At 59.9% G+C, this 18,628-nt stretch carries 23 protein-coding genes; 16 read left to right on the top strand and 7 right to left on the bottom strand.

The features are described 5' to 3' along the window. Nucleotides 1-136 precede the first annotated feature (136 nt). On the top strand, nucleotides 137-883 hold the full coding sequence (visN, locus tag AC1DE4_RS00115) for a transcriptional regulator VisN (RefSeq protein WP_018859700.1): 747 nt from the start codon (nucleotides 137-139) through the stop codon (nucleotides 881-883). Between the two features lie 12 nt (nucleotides 884-895). Further along, nucleotides 896-1,642 (top strand): transcriptional regulator VisR, encoded by a 747-nt coding sequence (visR, locus tag AC1DE4_RS00110; protein WP_025660313.1) that lies wholly within the window; start codon nucleotides 896-898, stop codon nucleotides 1,640-1,642. Nucleotides 1,643-1,660: 18 nt separating this feature from the next. Here the strand turns inward: visR and AC1DE4_RS00105 are convergent, their stop codons facing one another. From AC1DE4_RS00105 to motA, 6 genes are all read right to left on the bottom strand, one after another. Further along, nucleotides 1,661-2,101 (bottom strand): hypothetical protein, encoded by a 441-nt coding sequence (locus AC1DE4_RS00105; RefSeq protein ID WP_018117036.1) that lies wholly within the window; start codon nucleotides 2,099-2,101, stop codon nucleotides 1,661-1,663. Between the two features lie 4 nt (nucleotides 2,102-2,105). Continuing rightward, nucleotides 2,106-3,185 carry a flagellar biosynthesis protein FlhB gene (gene flhB, locus AC1DE4_RS00100; RefSeq protein WP_025660312.1) on the bottom strand — a complete coding sequence of 360 codons (1,080 nt, stop codon included), beginning with the start codon at nucleotides 3,183-3,185 and terminating at the stop codon, nucleotides 2,106-2,108. Between the two features lie 129 nt (nucleotides 3,186-3,314). Continuing rightward, complete coding sequence (gene fliG / locus AC1DE4_RS00095; RefSeq protein WP_018859697.1) at nucleotides 3,315-4,355, bottom strand: flagellar motor switch protein FliG; 1,041 nt, start codon at nucleotides 4,353-4,355, stop codon at nucleotides 3,315-3,317. 29 nt (nucleotides 4,356-4,384) lie between these two features. Continuing rightward, entirely contained in the window at nucleotides 4,385-4,966 is a 582-nt protein-coding gene (gene fliN, locus AC1DE4_RS00090) for a flagellar motor switch protein FliN (RefSeq protein WP_018859696.1), read from the bottom strand. A gap of 62 nt (nucleotides 4,967-5,028) precedes the next feature. Further along, the gene (locus tag AC1DE4_RS00085) at nucleotides 5,029-5,967 is read right to left on the bottom strand and encodes a FliM/FliN family flagellar motor switch protein (RefSeq protein WP_477879378.1); all 939 of its coding nucleotides are present in this window, start codon (nucleotides 5,965-5,967) and stop codon (nucleotides 5,029-5,031) included. A gap of 6 nt (nucleotides 5,968-5,973) precedes the next feature. Then, nucleotides 5,974-6,846, bottom strand: coding sequence for a flagellar motor stator protein MotA (gene motA / locus AC1DE4_RS00080; RefSeq protein ID WP_025660310.1), 873 nt, complete (start codon nucleotides 6,844-6,846; stop codon nucleotides 5,974-5,976). 250 nt (nucleotides 6,847-7,096) lie between these two features. Here motA and flgF point away from each other — a divergent pair, with 250 nt between their 5' ends. From flgF to fliP, 13 genes are all read left to right on the top strand, one after another. Next, nucleotides 7,097-7,831, top strand: a complete 735-nt coding sequence (gene flgF / locus AC1DE4_RS00075; protein WP_018859693.1) for a flagellar basal-body rod protein FlgF — start codon at nucleotides 7,097-7,099, stop codon at nucleotides 7,829-7,831. A gap of 14 nt (nucleotides 7,832-7,845) precedes the next feature. Further along, nucleotides 7,846-9,237 carry a flagellar protein export ATPase FliI gene (gene fliI, locus AC1DE4_RS00070; RefSeq protein WP_025660309.1) on the top strand — a complete coding sequence of 464 codons (1,392 nt, stop codon included), beginning with the start codon at nucleotides 7,846-7,848 and terminating at the stop codon, nucleotides 9,235-9,237. 11 nt (nucleotides 9,238-9,248) lie between these two features. After that, nucleotides 9,249-9,800, top strand: coding sequence for a hypothetical protein (locus tag AC1DE4_RS00065; protein ID WP_025660308.1), 552 nt, complete (start codon nucleotides 9,249-9,251; stop codon nucleotides 9,798-9,800). A gap of 172 nt (nucleotides 9,801-9,972) precedes the next feature. Beyond that, the gene (gene flgB, locus AC1DE4_RS00060; RefSeq protein ID WP_018859690.1) at nucleotides 9,973-10,365 is read left to right on the top strand and encodes a flagellar basal body rod protein FlgB; all 393 of its coding nucleotides are present in this window, start codon (nucleotides 9,973-9,975) and stop codon (nucleotides 10,363-10,365) included. Nucleotides 10,366-10,369: 4 nt separating this feature from the next. Next, nucleotides 10,370-10,786 (top strand): flagellar basal body rod protein FlgC, encoded by a 417-nt coding sequence (gene flgC, locus AC1DE4_RS00055; RefSeq protein ID WP_018116161.1) that lies wholly within the window; start codon nucleotides 10,370-10,372, stop codon nucleotides 10,784-10,786. Between the two features lie 2 nt (nucleotides 10,787-10,788). Next, the gene (gene fliE, locus AC1DE4_RS00050) at nucleotides 10,789-11,115 is read left to right on the top strand and encodes a flagellar hook-basal body complex protein FliE (RefSeq protein WP_018859689.1); all 327 of its coding nucleotides are present in this window, start codon (nucleotides 10,789-10,791) and stop codon (nucleotides 11,113-11,115) included. Nucleotides 11,116-11,134: 19 nt separating this feature from the next. Further along, a complete protein-coding gene (flgG, locus tag AC1DE4_RS00045) occupies nucleotides 11,135-11,923 on the top strand; it encodes a flagellar basal-body rod protein FlgG (protein WP_018859688.1) in 789 nt (262 codons plus the stop codon). 17 nt (nucleotides 11,924-11,940) lie between these two features. Continuing rightward, nucleotides 11,941-12,426 carry a flagellar basal body P-ring formation chaperone FlgA gene (gene flgA, locus AC1DE4_RS00040; protein ID WP_025660307.1) on the top strand — a complete coding sequence of 162 codons (486 nt, stop codon included), beginning with the start codon at nucleotides 11,941-11,943 and terminating at the stop codon, nucleotides 12,424-12,426. Beyond that, complete coding sequence (locus AC1DE4_RS00035; RefSeq protein ID WP_018859686.1) at nucleotides 12,423-13,544, top strand: flagellar basal body P-ring protein FlgI; 1,122 nt, start codon at nucleotides 12,423-12,425, stop codon at nucleotides 13,542-13,544. The genes flgA and AC1DE4_RS00035 overlap by 4 nt, the downstream gene beginning before the upstream one ends. Beyond that, nucleotides 13,541-14,074: a MotE family protein gene (locus tag AC1DE4_RS00030; protein ID WP_025660306.1), complete on the top strand. Its 534-nt coding sequence runs from the start codon at nucleotides 13,541-13,543 to the stop codon at nucleotides 14,072-14,074. Before AC1DE4_RS00035 ends, AC1DE4_RS00030 begins: the two co-directional genes overlap by 4 nt. After that, the gene (gene flgH / locus AC1DE4_RS00025) at nucleotides 14,071-14,787 is read left to right on the top strand and encodes a flagellar basal body L-ring protein FlgH (RefSeq protein WP_025660305.1); all 717 of its coding nucleotides are present in this window, start codon (nucleotides 14,071-14,073) and stop codon (nucleotides 14,785-14,787) included. Before AC1DE4_RS00030 ends, flgH begins: the two co-directional genes overlap by 4 nt. A 10-nt stretch (nucleotides 14,788-14,797) precedes the next feature. Then, nucleotides 14,798-15,310, top strand: coding sequence for a flagellar basal body-associated FliL family protein (locus AC1DE4_RS00020; RefSeq protein WP_025660304.1), 513 nt, complete (start codon nucleotides 14,798-14,800; stop codon nucleotides 15,308-15,310). Next, nucleotides 15,307-16,044 (top strand): flagellar type III secretion system pore protein FliP, encoded by a 738-nt coding sequence (gene fliP / locus AC1DE4_RS00015; RefSeq protein ID WP_018859682.1) that lies wholly within the window; start codon nucleotides 15,307-15,309, stop codon nucleotides 16,042-16,044. Before AC1DE4_RS00020 ends, fliP begins: the two co-directional genes overlap by 4 nt. A gap of 83 nt (nucleotides 16,045-16,127) precedes the next feature. Here fliP and AC1DE4_RS00010 read toward each other — a convergent pair whose 3' ends face one another. Further along, complete coding sequence (locus AC1DE4_RS00010) at nucleotides 16,128-18,053, bottom strand: O-linked N-acetylglucosamine transferase, SPINDLY family protein (RefSeq protein WP_062369615.1); 1,926 nt, start codon at nucleotides 18,051-18,053, stop codon at nucleotides 16,128-16,130. 350 nt (nucleotides 18,054-18,403) lie between these two features. Here AC1DE4_RS00010 and AC1DE4_RS00005 point away from each other — a divergent pair. Next, on the top strand, nucleotides 18,404-18,628 hold a 225-nt coding region (locus tag AC1DE4_RS00005), incomplete at its 3' end, for a flagellin N-terminal helical domain-containing protein (RefSeq protein WP_477817967.1).

Here is an 18,628-nt window from a genome sequence, read left to right as displayed (position 1 = left end):
AAATCCCGAGAACTCGGAGATGGCGAAGTTTGCCACCTAGTGTAGTGTTGGATGGTTCGCGGAGGGGGCGCAATTTGCTCAAGGGCCGCGGATCGGGTTTCTGTCGTAGTGGTTCGCGGCCGCGGGGTTTTTGCCAATGGATATGCAGATATTGCAGGCTCTGAAGAGCGACACGCAGAAGGCAAACTTCGTTGGCATCGCAGCGACAAACCTGTCTTCGCGTGACGAACTGATCGCGCAGCTCTGTGAGATTTCGAGCACGGGGCGGTTGCAACCCGGCCTGCGCGCCCTGACCGACTATGTCGGCGCCTCGCACTACCTCCTGGCGCGGGCGGATCTGGTTCAGGAAGCGGGGCTCGATTTCGTGGTCTCGTCTGACTGGCCGTTCGATCTTGTCACCAATCTGGCGCATACCTTCGTTGGCGGCTTTGCCCGTGCGACGGAGATCGAAAAGTGTATGCAGCTGTTCCAGCCGCATTTCGCGCTCCTGCCGGATTCCGCGGATGCGCCAGACGGCGCCAGCCGCCAGTACTGTTCGTTGATGTTCAACATCGGACGCTCGCGCCTGGTGCTGATGTTCCTGTTCGATGACGGTTTCATTCTGTCGCAGGAGCGCTTGCGCGACGTGGGGCTCTTGTCCGCCTATTTCACGAGTTTCCTGCAGTGCGGCGCCGCCAAGGCCGACCGGGACTTCGAGCTGACCGATCGCGAACTGGAATGCCTTTTCTGGATCGCCGAGGGCAAAACGAGCGATGAGATTGCGATGATCCTCGGCATCTCTCGCAACACCATCAACAACTACATCACCAGTGTCATGCGAAAGACGGCGACGAAGACTCGTTCCGAGGCCATCGCATTCGCGGTCAGGAACAATCTCGTCTAAGGGGACGGCGTTATGGGGCAGTCGTCCGGTCGATCGATAGGAAATTCGGAAACAATGCGCGGCGTGCGGGTCAGCAAGGTCGCTAGTCGGTCCGACCTGTTTCCGCGTCTCATCGGCATGCAGAAGCTCGCCGACGCCCAGAATTTCGCTGTCTATCGAATCAGCGGTGCCGGCGTCCCGGGAAAGCAGCGTTTGGTCTGCGAACTGGAAAACTGGGGATCGGTGAACAGCGGCTTCAGTGGCGCATTCATCGACGCTCATGGCGAGGCGCTACTTGATCATATCGAGAAGTCGCTTCTTCCAGTCGTATGGGCTGGCGGGCTTGATCGCGCCGCTCCGGGGCCGGCAAGCATTGCACCTTTCATGACGCGCCTGAAGGGCGGCCTGGCTCCCTTTTCCGGCATGGCGTTTCCGGTGCGCCTCGGCGCCGTTGGCAACGGCTTCGTTGTCTTTACGGGCGATGATCTCGAGCCGGCCAGCGATATGATCGTCGAACTGCACGTGAGATCGTGCCAGATCATGATCGACCTGCTTTCGCTCGACGAGCGCCGCGTGGCGGCTGCCGAAGCTCTCAGCGAACGCGAAATTGCCTGCCTGCAGCTTGCTGGAGACGGGCGCATCAGCGAAGAGATTGCAGAGAAGCTTGGTCTCTCGGTGCATACCGTCAACGCCTATCTCGGTTCGGCAACGATCAAGCTGGATTCGGTCAATCGAATCCAGGCGATCGCAAAGGCCATCCGTCTTGGATATATCAGCTGACGAGAAGCCGTGTGGGCTTTAGCCCGCCAAAGCCTGCAATGGTTCGACGTTATAGCGTGCGTCGCGCAGGCTTTGCTCGAGGAAAACAGTGTTTTCGTCGGGATCCGCCGAAGGGTTCTGGAACGCGATGTGGTTGATCTCGATGCCGGCGTGCGCCTCTGCAAGCATCAGCTGCGCATAGATCGTGACGCCGCGCGGCTTGATCTCAAGGTCGATGACCACTTCGGGCTTGCCGCCCCACTCTAGCGTGTAGCTGCCGCCATGGCCGAAATTGACCGTGCCGGGGTGGAAGAAGAGCTCGGCCGCTGACGATACGAGATCGGAAAGATTGCCGTAATACTCGAAGCGCAGAAGAGAGATGAGATCTGAGGCGTCCAGAAGCCGCAATTCCGTGGCAACGGGGCTGATGGCTTCAGCCAGGATTTTTTCACGCTGGGCAGAGTAGGGGCATTTTTTCATTCGGCTATCTTACCCGTTTGTTCTTGGCTTGCGCCGCGTAAACCCGATGGATGAGTTCCGCGACTGCCTTATAGAATACAGACGGTATGACACTATCGACCGAGACTTGCGCAAACATGGAGCGCGCGAGCGGCGGGTCTTCGAAAACGGGGATCCCATTCTTTTCCGCGATCTCCCTGATTTTCAATGCAATTAGGTCTTGCCCCTTGGCGACGACGACAGGCGCGTCGTTTTCCTCACGCACATAGCGCAGGGCGACGGCAAAGTGAGTCGGGTTGGCGATTACGAGCGTCGCGCGATCGACATTGGCAATCATGCGGCGGCGGGCACGGTCACGCATGAGCGAGCGCTGGCGGCTCTTGACGAAGGGGTCACCCTGCGACTGCTTGTTCTCTTCCTTGACCTCGTGCCGCGTCATCTTCAGTTCGGTGAACCAGTGGTAGCGCGTCCAGAAGAAGTCGGCGATGGCGACGACGGCTGTGGCGATCAGGACGACGATGGTGATCTTTTGCATCGACGTCATCATCCGCGTGAAGATCGTTTGCGGATCGGAGAACATCGCATCGATCGCGCTGAAGTATTCGCTCTTCAGCGCAAAGAACATGACGACGCCGACGATCACAATCTTCGTCAGCGATTTGCCAAACTCGATGAGGCCAGGCAGGCTGAACAGCCGCGACCATCCCTTGACGATCGAAATGCGCGAAAACTGCGGCCGTATGCGCTCGAGCACCGGCGTTGGCAGGTTCTGCGAGATGGACGCGGCAACGCCAAACGCCATGAACAGGATGAAGGCGGGCGCGAGGAAGGCCGCCGAAACCCAGGCGAGGTGAACGAACAGGGAGAGCGCGTCCGGCCCGGTTTCGAGTTTCCATTGGTCGGGCTGCTCGAAAATGTCCTTCAGCGCCTCGCCGACCTTGCTGAGCCCACTCGGCAGGAAGAAGATGATATAGACGAAGGTGGCAAGCACGGTGGCAAACAGTGGCACCTCGCGCGAGAACGGCACGTTGCCTTTCTCGGCAGCGTCGCTTTTCTTCTTCGCTGTCGGGTCTTCTGTTTTGCTGTCCTTGTCGTCGTCGGCCAAGGCCGAAGCCCTCCATCAAAAAGAAACGGCCGCGCCAGGGCGCGGCCTTTCCTAGAAGGTATCTCCCTTTCGCCGCGGCGATCAACCGCAGCGGCCGGGAAGAGGTGCTTCGTACACAACAACAGCGGCTTAGGCCGCGGCCGAGCCTTCGCCTTCGGTCTCCTTGAGCTGGATTTGCCCGGAGTTTGCCAGGCGAATCGCTTCCTGGGCGATGGCGCGCCGGGCGATTGCGATTTCGCGCGGATTGATGCCAACGGTGCCGCTCTGCAGATCCGATTCGATCATGCGGCGCTGGCGCGGGCTGATCGATGCGAGGACGGCCTCGCGCATGTCGGCAGACGAGCCGCGCAACGCCATGGTCAGGATGTCGGACGAGATATCGTTCATGAGCATGACGCGGCTGCGCTGCGGCATGAGCATGAGGTCGTCGAAGAGGAAGATCTTCGGACGGACCTTGTTGACCGATTCGCGGCTGATCGATTCGAGCGAGGTGAGCAGGGTATCGACCTGCGGCTTGTCCATCTCGTTCATCAGTTCCGCAACCTTCGTCGAGCCGATCGAATTCTTCTCGGCGTCGATCTCTGCCAGCAGGCTTAGCACCTGCTTTTCGATGATCTGCGCGGCCTTGGGGCTGACGGCCTTGAGGTTGACGGTACGGTTCATGATGTCCGCGCGGCGGCCGTCCGGAATCTGCATCAGAACCTTGGCGCCGAATGAGGAGGGCATCATGGAGAGAATATAGGCGACAGTCTGCGGATGTTCGCGCAGGAGGAACTTGCCGATGAAGGCCGGGTCGCCTTCGCCGAGGCGATCCCAGATCGACGTCTCGTATGCCTGGAAGGTGGTGCGGCGGCCAAGCAGGCTGTCGACTTCGTCGGGCGTGAGACCCTCTTCAAGGATGCTCTCGATCGCCTTGGCATTATCCATGAGGCCTGCACCCTCGGTGAACAGGTCCTCGAATTCGGCGACAAGTCCGAGCAATTCATCCGGCGGGATCGCACGCAGCGTTTGCGCCGAGCCGATGATCGTCTGCAGCTCGGCCTGCGTGAAATATTTCAACAGCCTGCCGGCGACCCCTTTCCCCATGGCGAGGAGAACGGCCGCCGCCTTTTCAGCCTGGGTCAACGGTTTCTCGGCTAGCGCGCCGCCGAAATCGTCAAAGTCCATCATGGTCTAACCTCTCCGTCCCTGCACCGGGATCAGGCTTTCTTTGTACTCAGAACTTCTATCAGTTTGACGCCGAAACGCGTGTCGTCGTTTTCCAGAACGGTGATCTCGCCGCGAGCGATCTTGCGGCCGTTCACCATGATTTCGACCGGCTCACCGATCTTCTTGTCGAGCGCGATGGTTGCGCCCTCGTTAAGGTTCATCAGGCCGGCGACCTGCATGCGGCTGCTGCCGAGCATGATCTGAACGTCGATCGGGATATCCATGATCAGGTCGAGGTTCGACTGCATGGCGCTGCCGAGCGGGGCAGGTTCGGAAGCGATCGCACCAAACGAGCTGTCGCCGAAGTTGGCAGAGCCACCAAAATCGGATGTTGCGCCGAAATCGTCGCCACCAAATGCGGGCTCTGCCGCATCTCCGAAACCGCCGCCAAAGGTTGACAGGTCGGTGCTGCCGCTAAAGGCGTCGGCCTCTCCAGCAAAATCCGGCAGGCCGCCGTCCGCGTCGGTCTTCAGGACGCCGCGCAGGTCATCGATGGCCTGATCAAGCTCGGCCTCGTTGCCCGGGAGCTCCATTGAAAGGTCGCTGTTCTTGGGTGTTTTCTTCGTCGCCATGAAATCACTATTCCAGTTGAAACTTGCCTCAAGCTGCCGTGGCAGCCCGGTTGGAAAATGGGCTAATTCATCAAGTGGCGGATGAGCTCGTCATCCGAATTAATCGTATCCTTCACCCGGACGGTATAATGTTCGCCCGAACGTCCAAACTCGCAGATGTACAATTCCTTGCTGTTGGCGCTGACTTCGACGCGGACGTCGCCGCGGTCGTGGAAGGGGATGACATCGCCAGCCGCAAGTTTCGAAATGGTCCGCAGCGTCAGGTCCTGCAGACGGATCTTTGCGTCGAGCGTCACCGGCGAGCGGCGCACCTGCTCGCTGAGCTGATCACTCCATTCGGTCGATTTAGCCGACTGGCCCTTGGCCTTCGGAGCCGTCACCGTCGTCTTCAGCAGGGCAGCCTGGGGAACGATCAGCGAGAAATCCGAGGTGATGCCGGAGAGCGTGATCGACATGTTGATCGCGGCCGCGAACTCGTCGGGCTTGTCTTCGGCCGGCTTGATCCGTGTTTCGAACGCATGCGGAAACTCAAACACTGGCTCGAAGCCGCCAGGCGCGTTCACTGCCGAACGAAGGACATTGGCGAACTTGTCGAAGACCATGACCGCAAGCTCGAGCTCGATCACGGAGAGCAGGCGATCCGCCGGCTGCTCGACGGCGTCTGCCGCCGCACCCAGCAAGTGTTCCATCAGGGTGATGATGAAGCTGTTGCCGCAGGCAAGCGTAATGTTTGGTGACCAGTTGCGGAGCGTCGCATCGACGAGCGTCGTATTGTCGCCGAGGTTGGCGACCAGCTCGTTCTTGTGCCCGCTGTCGCAACCGAGATAGGCCACTTCGACGTCGAGGTTCGTCTCGCTCTTGATGATGTCGGGCAGAAAGACGGCGTAGACTTCGCCGAATCCGCTGCAGATCTTCTCGACGGTGGCCTTGTCGCCCAGCCTGCCGGTGAGTTTGGCAAGAAGGGCTTCGCCCATGAGGGGTTTCTTGAGGGGAGCGTTCATGACCGTTTACGCCGCCTTGTTCTCGCCGCCGGGATTCATCATTTCCTGCTCGACCGCGTCGATCGAAGGACGCTCGTAGGCCGAAATTGTCTTGCGGCCGTATTCGAGCGCGACCTGCGGCACCGAGCCGTTCATGTAGGCAAGCAGGGTCTGCTTGACGATGACGTAGAGGCGATGCTGCTTGGTGCGGACGATCTTGATCTGGGAAATGATCGGCGAACACACGCAATAGGACAGGATGATGCCGAGGAAGGTGCCGACGAGCGCCGAGCCGATCAGGTGGCCGAGGACCTCAGGCGAATCGTTGATGTGCGCCATGGCCTTGATGACACCGAGAACGGCGGCGACGATACCGATCGCGGGGAAGGCGTCGCCCATGATCTGGATGGCGTGATAGGGCTTCATCTTGTCGTGAAGGATCGTGTTGATCTCTTCGTCCATCAGTGCTTCGATCTCATGCGAGCGGGCATTGCCGATGATGATCAAGCGGACGTAGTCGCAGATGAACGCCGTCAGTTCCTTGTTCTTGAGGATCGTCGGCGCGGACTGGAAGATCGAGGATTCGGCCGGGTTGTCGATATGGGCTTCGATCTCGTTGCGAGACTTCGTGCGAAGATCGCGCATCAGGGAGTAGAGGACACCAAGCGTATCGAGATAATTCCGTTCCTTCGGCACCGTGTGCTTGAAGGCTTCGACGAGCGCCTTGCCGGAATCCTTCACCACCTTCATCGGGTTGCCCATGACGAAGCTGCCCAGGCCGGCGCCGCCGATGATGACTAGCTCGAACGGCTGCCAGAGCGCCTCCACGTGGCCACCCATCGCCATGAAGCTGCCGACGATACAGCCGCAGGTAATCACAAATCCGATAATGATATTCATCGTCAGTCCAAACCTGATCGTTATTTTCAACTCAACGGATAGGGCTGCTGGCTTGCGTGAGGCTGATGATAGTCCCTGCAAATCAAGCTTTTGCATGCCAGCTTCGCGCAAGCATTTGCTGTCAGCTTGTCGGTGACGAATGGGCATCCGTGCCCGTTTCTGAGGTGCCGCCTCAGCGAAATTCGTGGTCGAACCGACTGCAAACACCCGGATTTCGTACCGTTCATCGCCAATGCAGGAGCCTATCGGGATGCAATCCGGTCTTTATGTTTCTTTGTCGTCGCAGATCGCACTCGAACGTCGCCTCACCACCATCGCCGACAACATGGCGAACGTGAACACGACGGGCTTCCGCGGGACGGAGGTGAAATTCGACGAGATGCTCGGCGAGACCGGCAACAAGATCAATGCGAAGATCGCCTATGTGTCCCAGGGCAACGACTATCTCTCCGGCGATACTGGCGAGTTCGAGCACACCGGAAACATGCTCGACTTCGCGATCAAGGGGGATGCCTGGTTCTCGGTCGACACGCCGGCCGGCAAAGTTCTGACCAAGGATGGCCGCTTCACGATGAAGGAAAACGGCGAGCTCGTTTCCGTTCGAGGTTACCCTGTTCTCGACGCCGGCGGTGCGCCGGTGACGCTCAACACGGCTGCTGGCGAACCGAAGGTCGGCTCTGACGGATTGATCTACCAGGACGGCAAGCAGGTCGGTTCGCTGGGTCTCTTCGAGGCCGATATCAGCAAGGGCTATCTGCGCTACGAGAATAGCGGCATCATGACGACCGAGCAGCCACGCGCCGTCACCGATCGTTTCAATGTCGGTGTCCGGCAGGGCTATCTCGAAAATTCCAACGTCAACGCGATGCGCGAAATTACGCAGTTGATCGAAGTCAATCGCGCCTTCGAGAGTATGACGTCGCTCTCGAAGGACAGCGAGACTTCGTTCAGCGAGGCGATCAAGACGCTCGGCGGCAGCCGCTGAACGGGGCCTGAAGCATGAGCAATACGCCGCTCACCGAATCCGACCTTTCGCCGAAGCTCACGCATCTCGCGGGGCTCGTGTCGCGCTATTCGAGCCCCGAATTCCTGGTCGCCCCCGGCGGTCACGTCCAGACGATCGCGGCCGGCCATTACACCGTGACCGGCCTGTCGCGCCATGTGCGGCTCGGAGAATTCGTCGCCCACAAATCGCCGACCGGCATCCACCTCGGCGAAGTGGTTCGCGTCGAGCCTGAACTGACCTATGTCTGCCCGATCGAGCCGGGCGAGCCGATCGGCATCCATGATACGGTCATCCGCAAGGGTGCATTCCGCATCTCTCCGGCGGACAGCTGGTGCGGGCGCACCATCAACGCGCTGTGCGAGCCGATCGATGGCCTCGGTCCCATTGTCGAGGGGCTCGGCCGCCGCTCCATTTCGAACACGGCGCCGCCGTCCATGACGCGGAAGCGCGTGGAGACAGGCTTCAAGACGGGCGTTCGCGCTATCGACATTTTCTCGCCGCTTTGCCTCGGCCAGCGCCTCGGCATTTTCGCAGGCTCGGGCGTCGGTAAGTCGACGCTGCTGTCCATGCTGGCCCGTGCGGATGCTTTCGACAAGGTCGTCATCGCGCTTGTGGGTGAACGTGGCCGCGAAGTGCGCGAATTCATCGAGGACACGCTTGGCGACAACATGAAGAAGGCGATCGCCGTCGTCGCGACGAGTGACGAGAGCCCGATGCTGCGCAAGATGGCGCCGCTGACAGCGGTCACCATCGCCGAGCATTTCCGCGATCAGGGCGACAACGTGCTCTTGATCGTCGACAGCGTTACCCGATTTGCCCACGCGATCCGCGAGGTCGCGACCGCGTCGGGTGAACCGCCGATCGCCCGTGGCTATCCCGCCTCGGTCTTCACCGAGCTGCCGCGCCTGCTGGAGCGTGCCGGACCCGGACCGGAGGGGACCGGAACGATCACCGCGATCATTTCCATCCTCGTCGATGGTGACAACCACAACGACCCGATCGCCGACTCGACGCGCGGCATTCTGGACGGCCACATCGTCCTGCAGCGTAGTCTGGCGGAGGAAGGGCGTTACCCACCGATCGATCCGCTGGCCTCGATCTCGCGTTTGGCGCGCAAGGCCTGGACCCCGGATCAGGAGAAGCTGGTGTCTCGCCTGAAGACGCTCATCCACCGCTTCGAGGAAACACGCGACCTGCGCCTGATCGGCGGCTATCGCCCGGGCGCCGATCCTGATCTCGATATGGCGGTCAAGCAGGTACCGATTATTTACGATGTTTTGAAACAGTCGCCCGGCGATAGCGATTCGAGGGATGCCTTTGCCGATCTGGCCGGCGCCCTGAAAGCCGCGGCCGGCATCGGCGGCCAGCCGAGTATCCGCAGGTAGAGAGGCGCGACGTGACAGATTTCGATGACGATGAGAAGATCGCCCCGCTGAAGCCTCTGCGGCGCAAAACCGTCTTTCTCGACCGCGCCCTGACAATTACCGGCCTTACCCTGGCGGCGGCGTCCGCCTTCTTTCCGTGGTACGTCTTCTTTAACGAGGACAAGTTCGGCATCAATGTCGCGCAGGGCGACCGGACACGCGACCTTCCCGACTGGCCGGCACGAAACGTCTTCAGCGTTTCGCCCCTCGCGATGGCCAACAAGAACCGATACGACAAGAAGCCCGAGATCCCCGTCGATCCGCTGACGACCGCGACGGTCTCCAACATTGGCAAGGAAGACGATAAGGGTCCGCCGGCCGAGGATCAGCCGTTCCCCGGTAAATCCGGCTTTCGCCTCCTTCACGTGGCAAACGGCCGTGCCTTGATCGAAGATACCTCAGGCATGTACGTCGTTCGGGTGGGATCCATTCTGCCGGACGAAAGCCGGTTGGCGACGCTGGAGGAACGTGATGGCAAATGGGTCATCATCACCTCCAAGGGCGATGTCTATCAGCATAATTGAGCGTGCACCGCTCTCAAGCGCATCAGTCGAAGGCTCCACCGGATACGGTCGGAGCCTTCGTCCCGTTATGGGAGTGCGCGCCAGGCAGCCACGGAATGTCGGACCGCATTCTCCGTAAGTCTGACGCAAGATTACCGTCCTAGGTTCGCCCCAGTAAAAACGGAGAGTTCCCATGCAACCGATTCAACTTTTCGACTTGGCGTCGCGGCAGGCCGAATGGCTGACGATCCGTCAGGAGGTTGTGGCCGGCAACATCGCGAACGCGAATACGCCGAAATATCGCGCCAAAGACATCACGCCTTTCCAGGCCACCCTCGACCGGTCGGACATTACTATGGCGCGCACGAATGCTGCGCACCTGACCGGCAACGATCTCGGCACGAAAAGCGACATCGACGTCAAGGACGCGGCCCTTGACCAGGAGATCGGCGTGCAGGAGTCCGGCAACACGGTCGGTCTCGCCGAGGAACTCACGAAGTCCGGTGAAATCAAGCGTCAGTACGATCTGAACACGTCGCTCGTAAGCTCGTTCAATCGACTGATGCTGATGACAGTGAAGAGCTAAGATCATGGATCCTTTGTCAGCAGCACTCAAAATCGCGGGATCCGGGCTTGAAGCGCAATCGACGCGCCTTCGCATCGTGTCCGAAAACATCGCCAACGCACGCTCGACCGGCGACACGCCCGGTGCCGATCCCTATCGTCGCAAGACCATCACCTTCGGCGAAGCGGTCGATCGCGCCAATGGCGTCACGACCGTCAACGTCAAGAAGTTCGGCGTCGACGAATCGAAGTTCATCACTGAATTCGACCCCTCCAATCCGGCTGCGGACGAGAAGGGCATCGTCAAGCTCCCGAACGTCAACATGCTGGTCGAGATGGCCGACATGCGCGAAGCAAACCGTTCGTATGACGCCAACCTGCAGACCATCAAGCAATCCCGCGACCTGATTTCGTCGACAATCGACCTTCTGAAGAGCCAATAATCATGATCAACAACGTCAATAGCGTCAGCTCCCTGTCGATGACCCGCGGCCTTGCCGCCATCGAGAAGGACCGCTCCACAGCTTCATCGGCGGCAGAAAGTGCTGCAAACGACGGCGGCTTTGGCGCGGTTCTCACCAATGTTGCGACGGGCGCCGTCAATACCCTCAAGAATGCAGAAAGCATGTCCTTTGCCGGCATCAAGGGCACCGCGACGACGCGTGAAGTCGTCGATGCCGTCATGCAGGCACAGCAGACCCTTCAGACTGCGATCGCCATTCGCGACAAGGTCGTTTCGGCCTTTCTCGACGTTACCCGCATGCAGATGTAATTGATTTGAGGACGAAGCCATGAGAGCGCTTGCCATTGCTGCGACGGGTATGGATGCCCAGCAGACCAATCTTGAAGTCATCGCCAACAACATCGCGAACATCAACACGACCGGCTTCAAGCGCGCTCGCGCTGAATTCACGGACCTGTTGTATCAGACCGAGCGCGCCAAGGGCGTTTCGAACCGCGCGAACCAGGCGATCGTACCTGAAGGTGCGAACATCGGTCTCGGCGTCCAGACGGCCGCCGTCCGCAACCTGCACATCCAGGGCGAGCTTTCGCAGACCGGCAACGACCTAGACGTAGCGCTTATTGGTCGCGGCTTCTTCCAGATCCAGGCGCCCGATGGCACGACGCTCTACACGCGCGCTGGCGCGTTCAATAAAAACGAGACTGGCCAGATCGTCACCACCGACGGTTACCTGGTAGCGCCTAATATCACGATCCCGCAGGGTTCGACGCAAGTGACCATCAGCCGCTCGGGCGAAGTTTCGGCGAAGCTGCCGGGCGACACCGATCCGACCGTGCTCGGCCAGCTGCAGATCGCCGACTTCGTCAACGAGGCCGGCCTTCAGCCTCTCGGCGACAACCTCTTTCAGCAGACACCTGCGTCGGGCGATCCCGTGGTCGGCACGCCCGACGAAGAAGGCTTCGGCTACATGAAGCAGGGCTACCTCGAATCGTCGAACGTCGACCCGGTGAAGGAAATCACCGAACTGATATCGGCGCAGCGCGCCTATGAAATGAACTCCAAGGTCATCACCACCGCCGACGAAATGGCCTCCATCGTCAGCAAGAACCTGAAGTAATCGGGAAGGGCCGAAACATGATGTTTTGCCGGGTCAAAGGTATCCTCGGATGGGCGGCAGCCGCCGCCGTTGCGATCACCGCATTTGCCATGCCGCAGGCAGCAGCCGCTGCCGGCATGGGATATGCCGTCGTTCCGACGACGACCATCTACCCCGGCGAAACCGTTTCCGGCGCCCAGCTCCAGGAAGTGGAAGTGACCAACCCCAACCTCAAGGGCGACTATGCAAAGTCGATCCGCCAGGTCGAAGGGATGATTTCGAAGCGCACGCTCCTGCCGGGGCGCACGATCTCCGTCTCGGCGCTGCGAGAGCCCTATACCGTGACGCGCGGCTCCTCGACCCGTCTTATCTTCACGCTCGGCGCGATGACGATCTCGGCGGCCGGCTCGCCGCTCGAGGATGGTATGACGGGGCAGCTCATCCGCGTTCGCAACATGGATTCCGGCGTGATTGTCAGCGGCACCGTGCTCGCAGACGGCACCATACACGTGGCCGCAAAATGAAGATGTTTTTTCGCCTGTTCGTAGCCCTCGCGTTTCTGTCTCCGAATGTCCTGGCCGTCACGCCCGCTGCGGCGATGAACTCGCGCATCAAGGACATTGCCTCCCTGCAGGCCGGACGCGACAACCAGCTGATCGGCTACGGTCTGGTCGTCGGTCTTCAGGGCACCGGCGACGGTTTCCGCGCTTCCCCGTTTACCGAGCAGTCGATGCGCGCCATGCTGCAGAACCTCGGCATCTCCACGCAGGGCACCCAGTCCAACGCGAAGAACACCGCAGCTGTCATGGTGACAGCAAATCTGCCACCCTATGCCAGTCCCGGCAGTCGCATCGACGTGAACGTCAGTTCGCTTGGCGACGCGACTTCGCTGCGCGGCGGCACACTGATCATGACGTCGCTGTCGGGCGCCGACGGCCAGATTTACGCTGTCGCGCAGGGCTCGGTCGTGGTCTCGGGTTTCACCGCCCAGGGCCAGGCCGCGACGGTAACCGAGGGTGTGACGACCGCTGGACGGGTGCCGGGCGGCGCCATCATCGAACGTGAACTGCCCTCGCGCTTCAAGGATTCCGTCAATCTCGTCCTGCAACTGCGCAACCCGGACTTCTCGACAGCAATCCGCATTGCCGATGTCGTCAATGGCTATGCTTCCACTCGCTTCGGCGGCCCGGTAGCGGAAGCCAAGGACGCGCAGGAGGTCATCGTCCAGAAGCCGAGAACGGCGGATCTGACGCGCCTGATGGCCGATCTGGAGAATCTTATCGTCGAGACCGACACGCCGGCCAAGGTCGTGGTGAACGAGCGAACGGGAACGATCGTCATCGGCGCGGACGTGCGCGTGTCGCCGGTTGCCGTCAGCTATGGTACTCTCACTGTCCAGGTAACCGAGACACCGCAGATCATTCAGCCAGAGCCGTTCTCGCGCGGTGTGACCGCCGTGCAGCCGCAGACCGACATCGCTGCGCAGAAGACGGGCGGCAAGGTGGCTCTGCTGGATGGGCCTGATCTCAGGACGCTCGTGGCGGGTCTCAACAATATCGGCGTCAAGCCGGATGGCATCATTGCCATCCTCCAGGGCATCAAATCAGCCGGCGCGCTGCAAGCGGAGCTCGTCCTGCAATGATGAAGAATATGGCCTTGTCAGACTTGCTTCAGCGGCTTGCACTGCCTGCGATAGCCGTCGTGGCGTTGTCCATTCCCGGCGCCTTCGCACAGGAACAGCCGTCGCCGAGGGGTGAAATGACATCGCAGGAGGAGATCAAGCAGTTCTGCACGAACATTGCCGATCCCGCGCGCGACCAGCGCTATCTGCTGCAGAAGCAGGAACTCGAGAAGCTTCGCGCCGACGTCGATTCCCGCATTGCGGAAATGAGCAAGCGCAAAGAGGAATATCAGGACTGGCTGAAGCGCCGTGATGATTTCCTCAAGCAGGCCGAAGCGGGCCTCACCGATATCTATAAGAAAATGAAGCCGGACGCAGCCGCATCACAGCTGCAAGAGGTGAAGATCGAAGTGGCGGCCGCCGTCATCATGCGGCTGAACGCGACCCAGTCGAGCTTGATCCTCAATGAGATGGATCCGCAGAAGGCCGCGGTCATCGCCAATATCATCGCCAGCGCGTCCGATCCCAATACGTCGAAGGACCCCTCATGAACATGCGTTTCCCGGTCGCGATCGCCGCCGTCGCCCTTCTTGCAGGCTGCGCATCGCCGCAGGCTGTCAATGAGATCGGTCGCGCCCCAGCCATGAGCCCGATCGGCAGCGGCCTTGCTTATGGCCAGACGCCGCAGATGGCGCTTTATCCGAAGCAGCCGCGCCAGGTCGCGCAGGGCTATTCTCTCTGGAGCGACTCGCAGGCCGCCCTCTTCAAGGATGCGCGCGCGCTGAATGTCGGCGACATCCTGACCGTCGATATCCAGATCAACGACAAGGCGAAATTCGAGAACGACACCAGCCGCAGCCGGACCAACTCGAGCGGTCTGAACTGGGATGTGAACGCCAACGTCATGGGTTGGAATCCTCAGTCGAAGACCGATGTGACCTACGGTTCGGATACCAGTACCGACGGCAAGGGCAAGATCGACCGGTCCGAAACGCTGAAGCTCATGGTCGCCGCCGTCGTCACCGGTATCCTCGAGAACGGCAACCTCGTGATCAGCGGTTCTCAGGAGGTTCGCGTCAACCAGGAGATCCGCATTCTCAACGTTGCCGGTATCGTGCGCCCGCAGGACGTGAACTCCGACAACCAGATTTCCTACGAGAAGATTGCTGAAGCGCGCATCTCCTACGGCGGTCGTGGCCGCCTGATGGAAGTACAGCAGCCGCCGCGCGGCCAGCAGGCCGTCGATCTCTTCTCGCCGCTCTGAGGCACACATCATGGCAGAGACAGAAACCGCTGGAGGCCAGTCGAAAAAGGCCACAATAATGACGATCGTCGGGCTTGCTGTCCTGACGCTGCTCGGCGCCGGCGGCGGCTGGGTGGTCGGTGACATGGTCGCCCCCAGCATCAAAGGCGTCGAGCAGGCGGAACAGGCCAAGGCAGCCAAGGACGAGGCCGCGCAGAAGAAGGAAGGCGAGGCGGGCCTGCCTCGCATTTCGACGGAAGCCAACAACATCGTTCAACTCGAGCCCATCACCACGAACCTTGCCTATCCCTCGGAAAGCCTAGTTCGCCTGGAAGTCGCGCTGCTCTTTAACGGCCCGCCGGACGTCAAGGTCGCCGAGGATGTCCATCAGGACATCCTCGCCTATGTCCGTACGGTTTCGCTGCAGCAGATCGAGGGACCGCGAGGCTTCGAATATCTTAAGGATGACATCCAGGAGCGTGTTGACCTTCGCGCGCAAGGGCGCGTATCGAAGGTCATGTTCAGGACCTTCGTCGTCGAATGATTCGATTCATATTGTTATTCGCTGCCATGATGGCGGCACCGGAGCTGGCCCATGCGCAGCAGCTCCCATCAAACCTTTTGAACTTGCCGGTCGACGGTTCGGTTGCGGCATGGATCATCAGAACATTCGGCCTGTTGACCGTTCTTTCGGTCGCTCCGGGCATCCTGATCATGGTGACGAGCTTCCCGCGCTTCATCATTGCATTCTCGATCCTGCGATCGGGAATGGGCCTGTCTTCCACGCCCTCCAACATGATCCTCCTGTCGCTCGCGTTGTTCATGACTTTCTACGTCATGCAGCCCACGTTCGATCAGGCATGGCAGACCGGCGTCCAGCCGCTCCTGTCGAACCAGCTCGACGAGCAGCAGGCGGTGGCGCGTATCGCCGAGCCCTTCCGGGGATTCATGGCGAACAACACCCGCGACAAGGATCTGGCGCTTTTCGTGGATCTGGCGCGCGAGCGTGGCCAGACTGTCGAGACCGGCGAGAAGATCGACTACCGCGTCCTCATTCCGGCTTTCATGATTTCGGAAATCCGCCGCGGCTTCGAGATAGGCTTTCTCGTCGTCCTTCCTTTCCTGGTCATCGATCTGATCGTCGCCACCATCACCATGGCAATGGGCATGATGATGCTGCCGCCGACCTCGATCTCGCTGCCATTCAAGATTCTCTTCTTCGTGCTCATCGACGGCTGGAACCTGTTGGTCGGAAGTCTGGTCCGCTCGTTCCACTGACGAGGTTTCGAGGCTTCACACTCCACACAACAAAAAGCCCGCTGGCGTTCACCGGCGGGCTTTTTGTTGTGTGGGGCTTCCATCTAGTCGAAGCTGAAGAATGGCTCCGTGCGCGGCGGCAGGGCCGGAACGTCGATGTGGTCAGGGTCCAGTCCCATCTTGGCGCGCTCCACCATGACCTCGTAGGACTTCTCGAGGTGGAGCGTGAAGCGTTCCGCATCGAACAGCGGCATGATGCAGGCGTTCTGGCGAATGCGCTGCTTGTAGTCGGCAATGCGCTCCGGGCTGCTCGCGAGCTCGACGGCCATGTCCTCGTAGGCCTTGATGTCCGCGGCGACGAGTTCCGGCAAGCCGATTGCGTTGAGCAGACTCTGGGTGACGCGGGAAGCGAAATTGGTGCCCTTGACCGTCAGGACTGGCAGGCCACCCCAGAGCTGTTCGGAAGTGGTTGTGTGGCCGTTGACCGGGAAGGTGTCGATACCGAGGTCCGCCATCTGCTGGCGATCGATGTGCTCTTCGTAGGATACGCGGGGGCAGAAGATCACTCGCTTCGAATCGATCCCCCTCCTGTTCATATAGTTCCGCAAGTTGGCCTCGGTACGCGGTGACGAAAGCATAAGCCAAAGTACGCTGTTCGGCGTGCGCTTGAGAATGTTGCACCAGACGTCGAGTATGTCCGCGTTGATCTTGCGGTTTGCGTTGAACGAGGCAAAGACGAATGCATCCTCCGGCAAACCGACCTCAGCGCGTGTTGTTGGCCTCGGCTTCGGACGGTTGGCGGGATCATTGGGCTGATAGCTGTCCGGCATGCGCACCAACTTCTCGTAATAGTGCGCTTCACTGCCCTCGGGCAGCACGAAGCGATCGCCGATCGAGTAGTCAAGATCGATGTCCGTTACCGTGCCCGGGAAGCCAAGCCATGTCGCCTGTATTGGCGCCCCGCCATAGTTTAGTATTCTGGACCGTCCGCCGAGTGTGTGCCCCTTGAGATCAATCAGGATGTCGATCTGCCGCTCACGAATGGCTTGTGCGGCTTCTTCATCGGTCATGTCCCGGACGATGCATACTTCGCCCCACTGTGAGCGATCGACAGTGCTGGCCTCATGTTCCAGGTGTTTCTCCGCGGTATGGCAGAAGAGCGTCACCTCGAACTTGTCTCGGTCATGCAGCTCGAGGACGCGGCGCAGCAACTTCATGGTCGCATGCCCAACCCAAAAGTCCGAGGAGAGATAACCGATCCGAATTTTGTCTCCCCATGAATGGGGAACGGCTTTGCGCCGCGCGGCTGCCTCCTTCAGGGGAAGCGAAGGAGTGTGGGAGGCGCGCGCATTGAGCGCCTCGTTGCCACACCAATGGAGGTTGTAGAAAGGGTTGTCGCGTTCCAGGAAGCCCAGGTCGCCCTTTTCGAGCATTCGCTGCACGGACTGAAACTCCCTTGCGACCAAATCGAAATCGCACACCTCGCGCGCGAAAACGAGCAGGAGCAGCCGGAGCGATATGATCTCCGGAAACTTCTTGAAGAGATTGCGGATAAGCGTCTCGTTGGTCGCATCCAGAATGTCGTCGCCGACCATTCGCACGGCGAGGCGCGCATGGTCCGGGTTGCTGCTCTTGGAAATGACGTCGCGGTAGGGACTGACGAGATCTTTTCGGCCCTGCTTCAGATGAATGTTAACAAGCACGCTGGCAAGGTCGACGTCGGACCTAGCGAGAGACATGAGACGAAGTGCGTAAAGCAGGGCCTGCTCCTCGTCGCCGCAAGCAAAATACAGAAGCGCGGCTTCGCGCGTGTAAAGCGACTCCTTGTTGCTGTCGAGTTCGCCCGCCAACGCATAGGCACTTGCCGCCTCCGATTTGAAGCCGAGTTTCAGCAGGTTCTTGGCAAGCAGGACGTACGTTTTTACATCCTTCTGCGTGTTGATGATTTGGTTCAGCGCTTCAAGCGACTTGAGATACTGTCCCTTTTGGTAGTCTTTCGAAGCCGCTGCAAACGAAATATTGGTATTCAAGAGCCCACCCCATTCGGAATTTTGTCGACGAGCGCCAAGGCCACACGCGCGCAGGCCATATTGCGCCTAGTTTTGCTCTATCTATTCACACCAAGCTTGCTTGAAGCCGACGTGTTCCGCTGGGTCGGGCGCCTATGGGTGTTTGGACACCGTTAACCACATCGTGGACCTGACGCCGTTTCATCAGCCGTTTTAATGAGTTGGCAATGAATGGCTGCAAAATTGTTCCCGACATGACGGGTTTGGTTGCTCAAGAGAAACGGCACCGAGTGGCATGAAGCTGGTCCGTCATCGCCGGTATAGAAGTCCGGTATGTCCTCCTTTTGTATTTTGTTTTTGGGGACAGACTTATGACAAGCATTAACACCAACAACTCCGCCATGGCGGCACTCCAGACGCTGCGCAACGTCAACAAGGGCTTGAATAACACGCAGAACGCCGTTTCGTCTGGCCTGCGCGTCGGCAAGGCTGCCGACAACGCTGCCTACTGGTCGATCGCCACGACGATGAAGTCGGACAACAAGGCCCTTTCGGCTGTTTCCGACGCCCTCGGCATGGGCGCCGCCAAGCTCGAC

The sequence above is a fragment of the Rhizobium sp. 10N414 genome (genome assembly GCF_056394785.1).
This window is presented reverse-complemented; position numbering and strand designations above follow the sequence as displayed.

Excerpts from the sequence above, each read along its gene's own strand:
- flgA (WP_025660307.1), top strand. The coding sequence starts at position 11,941 with ATGATGTTTTGCCGGGTCAAAGGTATCCTCGGATGGGCGGCAGCCGCC.
- AC1DE4_RS00020 (WP_025660304.1), top strand. The coding sequence starts at position 14,798 with ATGGCAGAGACAGAAACCGCTGGAGGCCAGTCGAAAAAGGCCACAATA.
- fliN (WP_018859696.1), bottom strand. The coding sequence starts at position 4,966 with ATGGCGACGAAGAAAACACCCAAGAACAGCGACCTTTCAATGGAGCTC.
- fliG (WP_018859697.1), bottom strand. The coding sequence starts at position 4,355 with ATGATGGACTTTGACGATTTCGGCGGCGCGCTAGCCGAGAAACCGTTG.
- AC1DE4_RS00030 (WP_025660306.1), top strand. The coding sequence starts at position 13,541 with ATGATGAAGAATATGGCCTTGTCAGACTTGCTTCAGCGGCTTGCACTG.
- fliE (WP_018859689.1), top strand. The coding sequence starts at position 10,789 with ATGATCAACAACGTCAATAGCGTCAGCTCCCTGTCGATGACCCGCGGC.
- flgB (WP_018859690.1), top strand. The coding sequence starts at position 9,973 with ATGCAACCGATTCAACTTTTCGACTTGGCGTCGCGGCAGGCCGAATGG.
- flgC (WP_018116161.1), top strand. The coding sequence starts at position 10,370 with ATGGATCCTTTGTCAGCAGCACTCAAAATCGCGGGATCCGGGCTTGAA.
- flgF (WP_018859693.1), top strand. The coding sequence starts at position 7,097 with ATGCAATCCGGTCTTTATGTTTCTTTGTCGTCGCAGATCGCACTCGAA.
- visR (WP_025660313.1), top strand. The coding sequence starts at position 896 with ATGGGGCAGTCGTCCGGTCGATCGATAGGAAATTCGGAAACAATGCGC.
- AC1DE4_RS00085 (WP_477879378.1), bottom strand. The coding sequence starts at position 5,967 with ATGAACGCTCCCCTCAAGAAACCCCTCATGGGCGAAGCCCTTCTTGCC.
- AC1DE4_RS00105 (WP_018117036.1), bottom strand. The coding sequence starts at position 2,101 with ATGAAAAAATGCCCCTACTCTGCCCAGCGTGAAAAAATCCTGGCTGAA.
- flgG (WP_018859688.1), top strand. The coding sequence starts at position 11,135 with ATGAGAGCGCTTGCCATTGCTGCGACGGGTATGGATGCCCAGCAGACC.
- flgH (WP_025660305.1), top strand. The coding sequence starts at position 14,071 with ATGAACATGCGTTTCCCGGTCGCGATCGCCGCCGTCGCCCTTCTTGCA.
- motA (WP_025660310.1), bottom strand. The coding sequence starts at position 6,846 with ATGAATATCATTATCGGATTTGTGATTACCTGCGGCTGTATCGTCGGC.
- fliI (WP_025660309.1), top strand. The coding sequence starts at position 7,846 with ATGAGCAATACGCCGCTCACCGAATCCGACCTTTCGCCGAAGCTCACG.
- fliP (WP_018859682.1), top strand. The coding sequence starts at position 15,307 with ATGATTCGATTCATATTGTTATTCGCTGCCATGATGGCGGCACCGGAG.
- AC1DE4_RS00035 (WP_018859686.1), top strand. The coding sequence starts at position 12,423 with ATGAAGATGTTTTTTCGCCTGTTCGTAGCCCTCGCGTTTCTGTCTCCG.
- visN (WP_018859700.1), top strand. The coding sequence starts at position 137 with ATGGATATGCAGATATTGCAGGCTCTGAAGAGCGACACGCAGAAGGCA.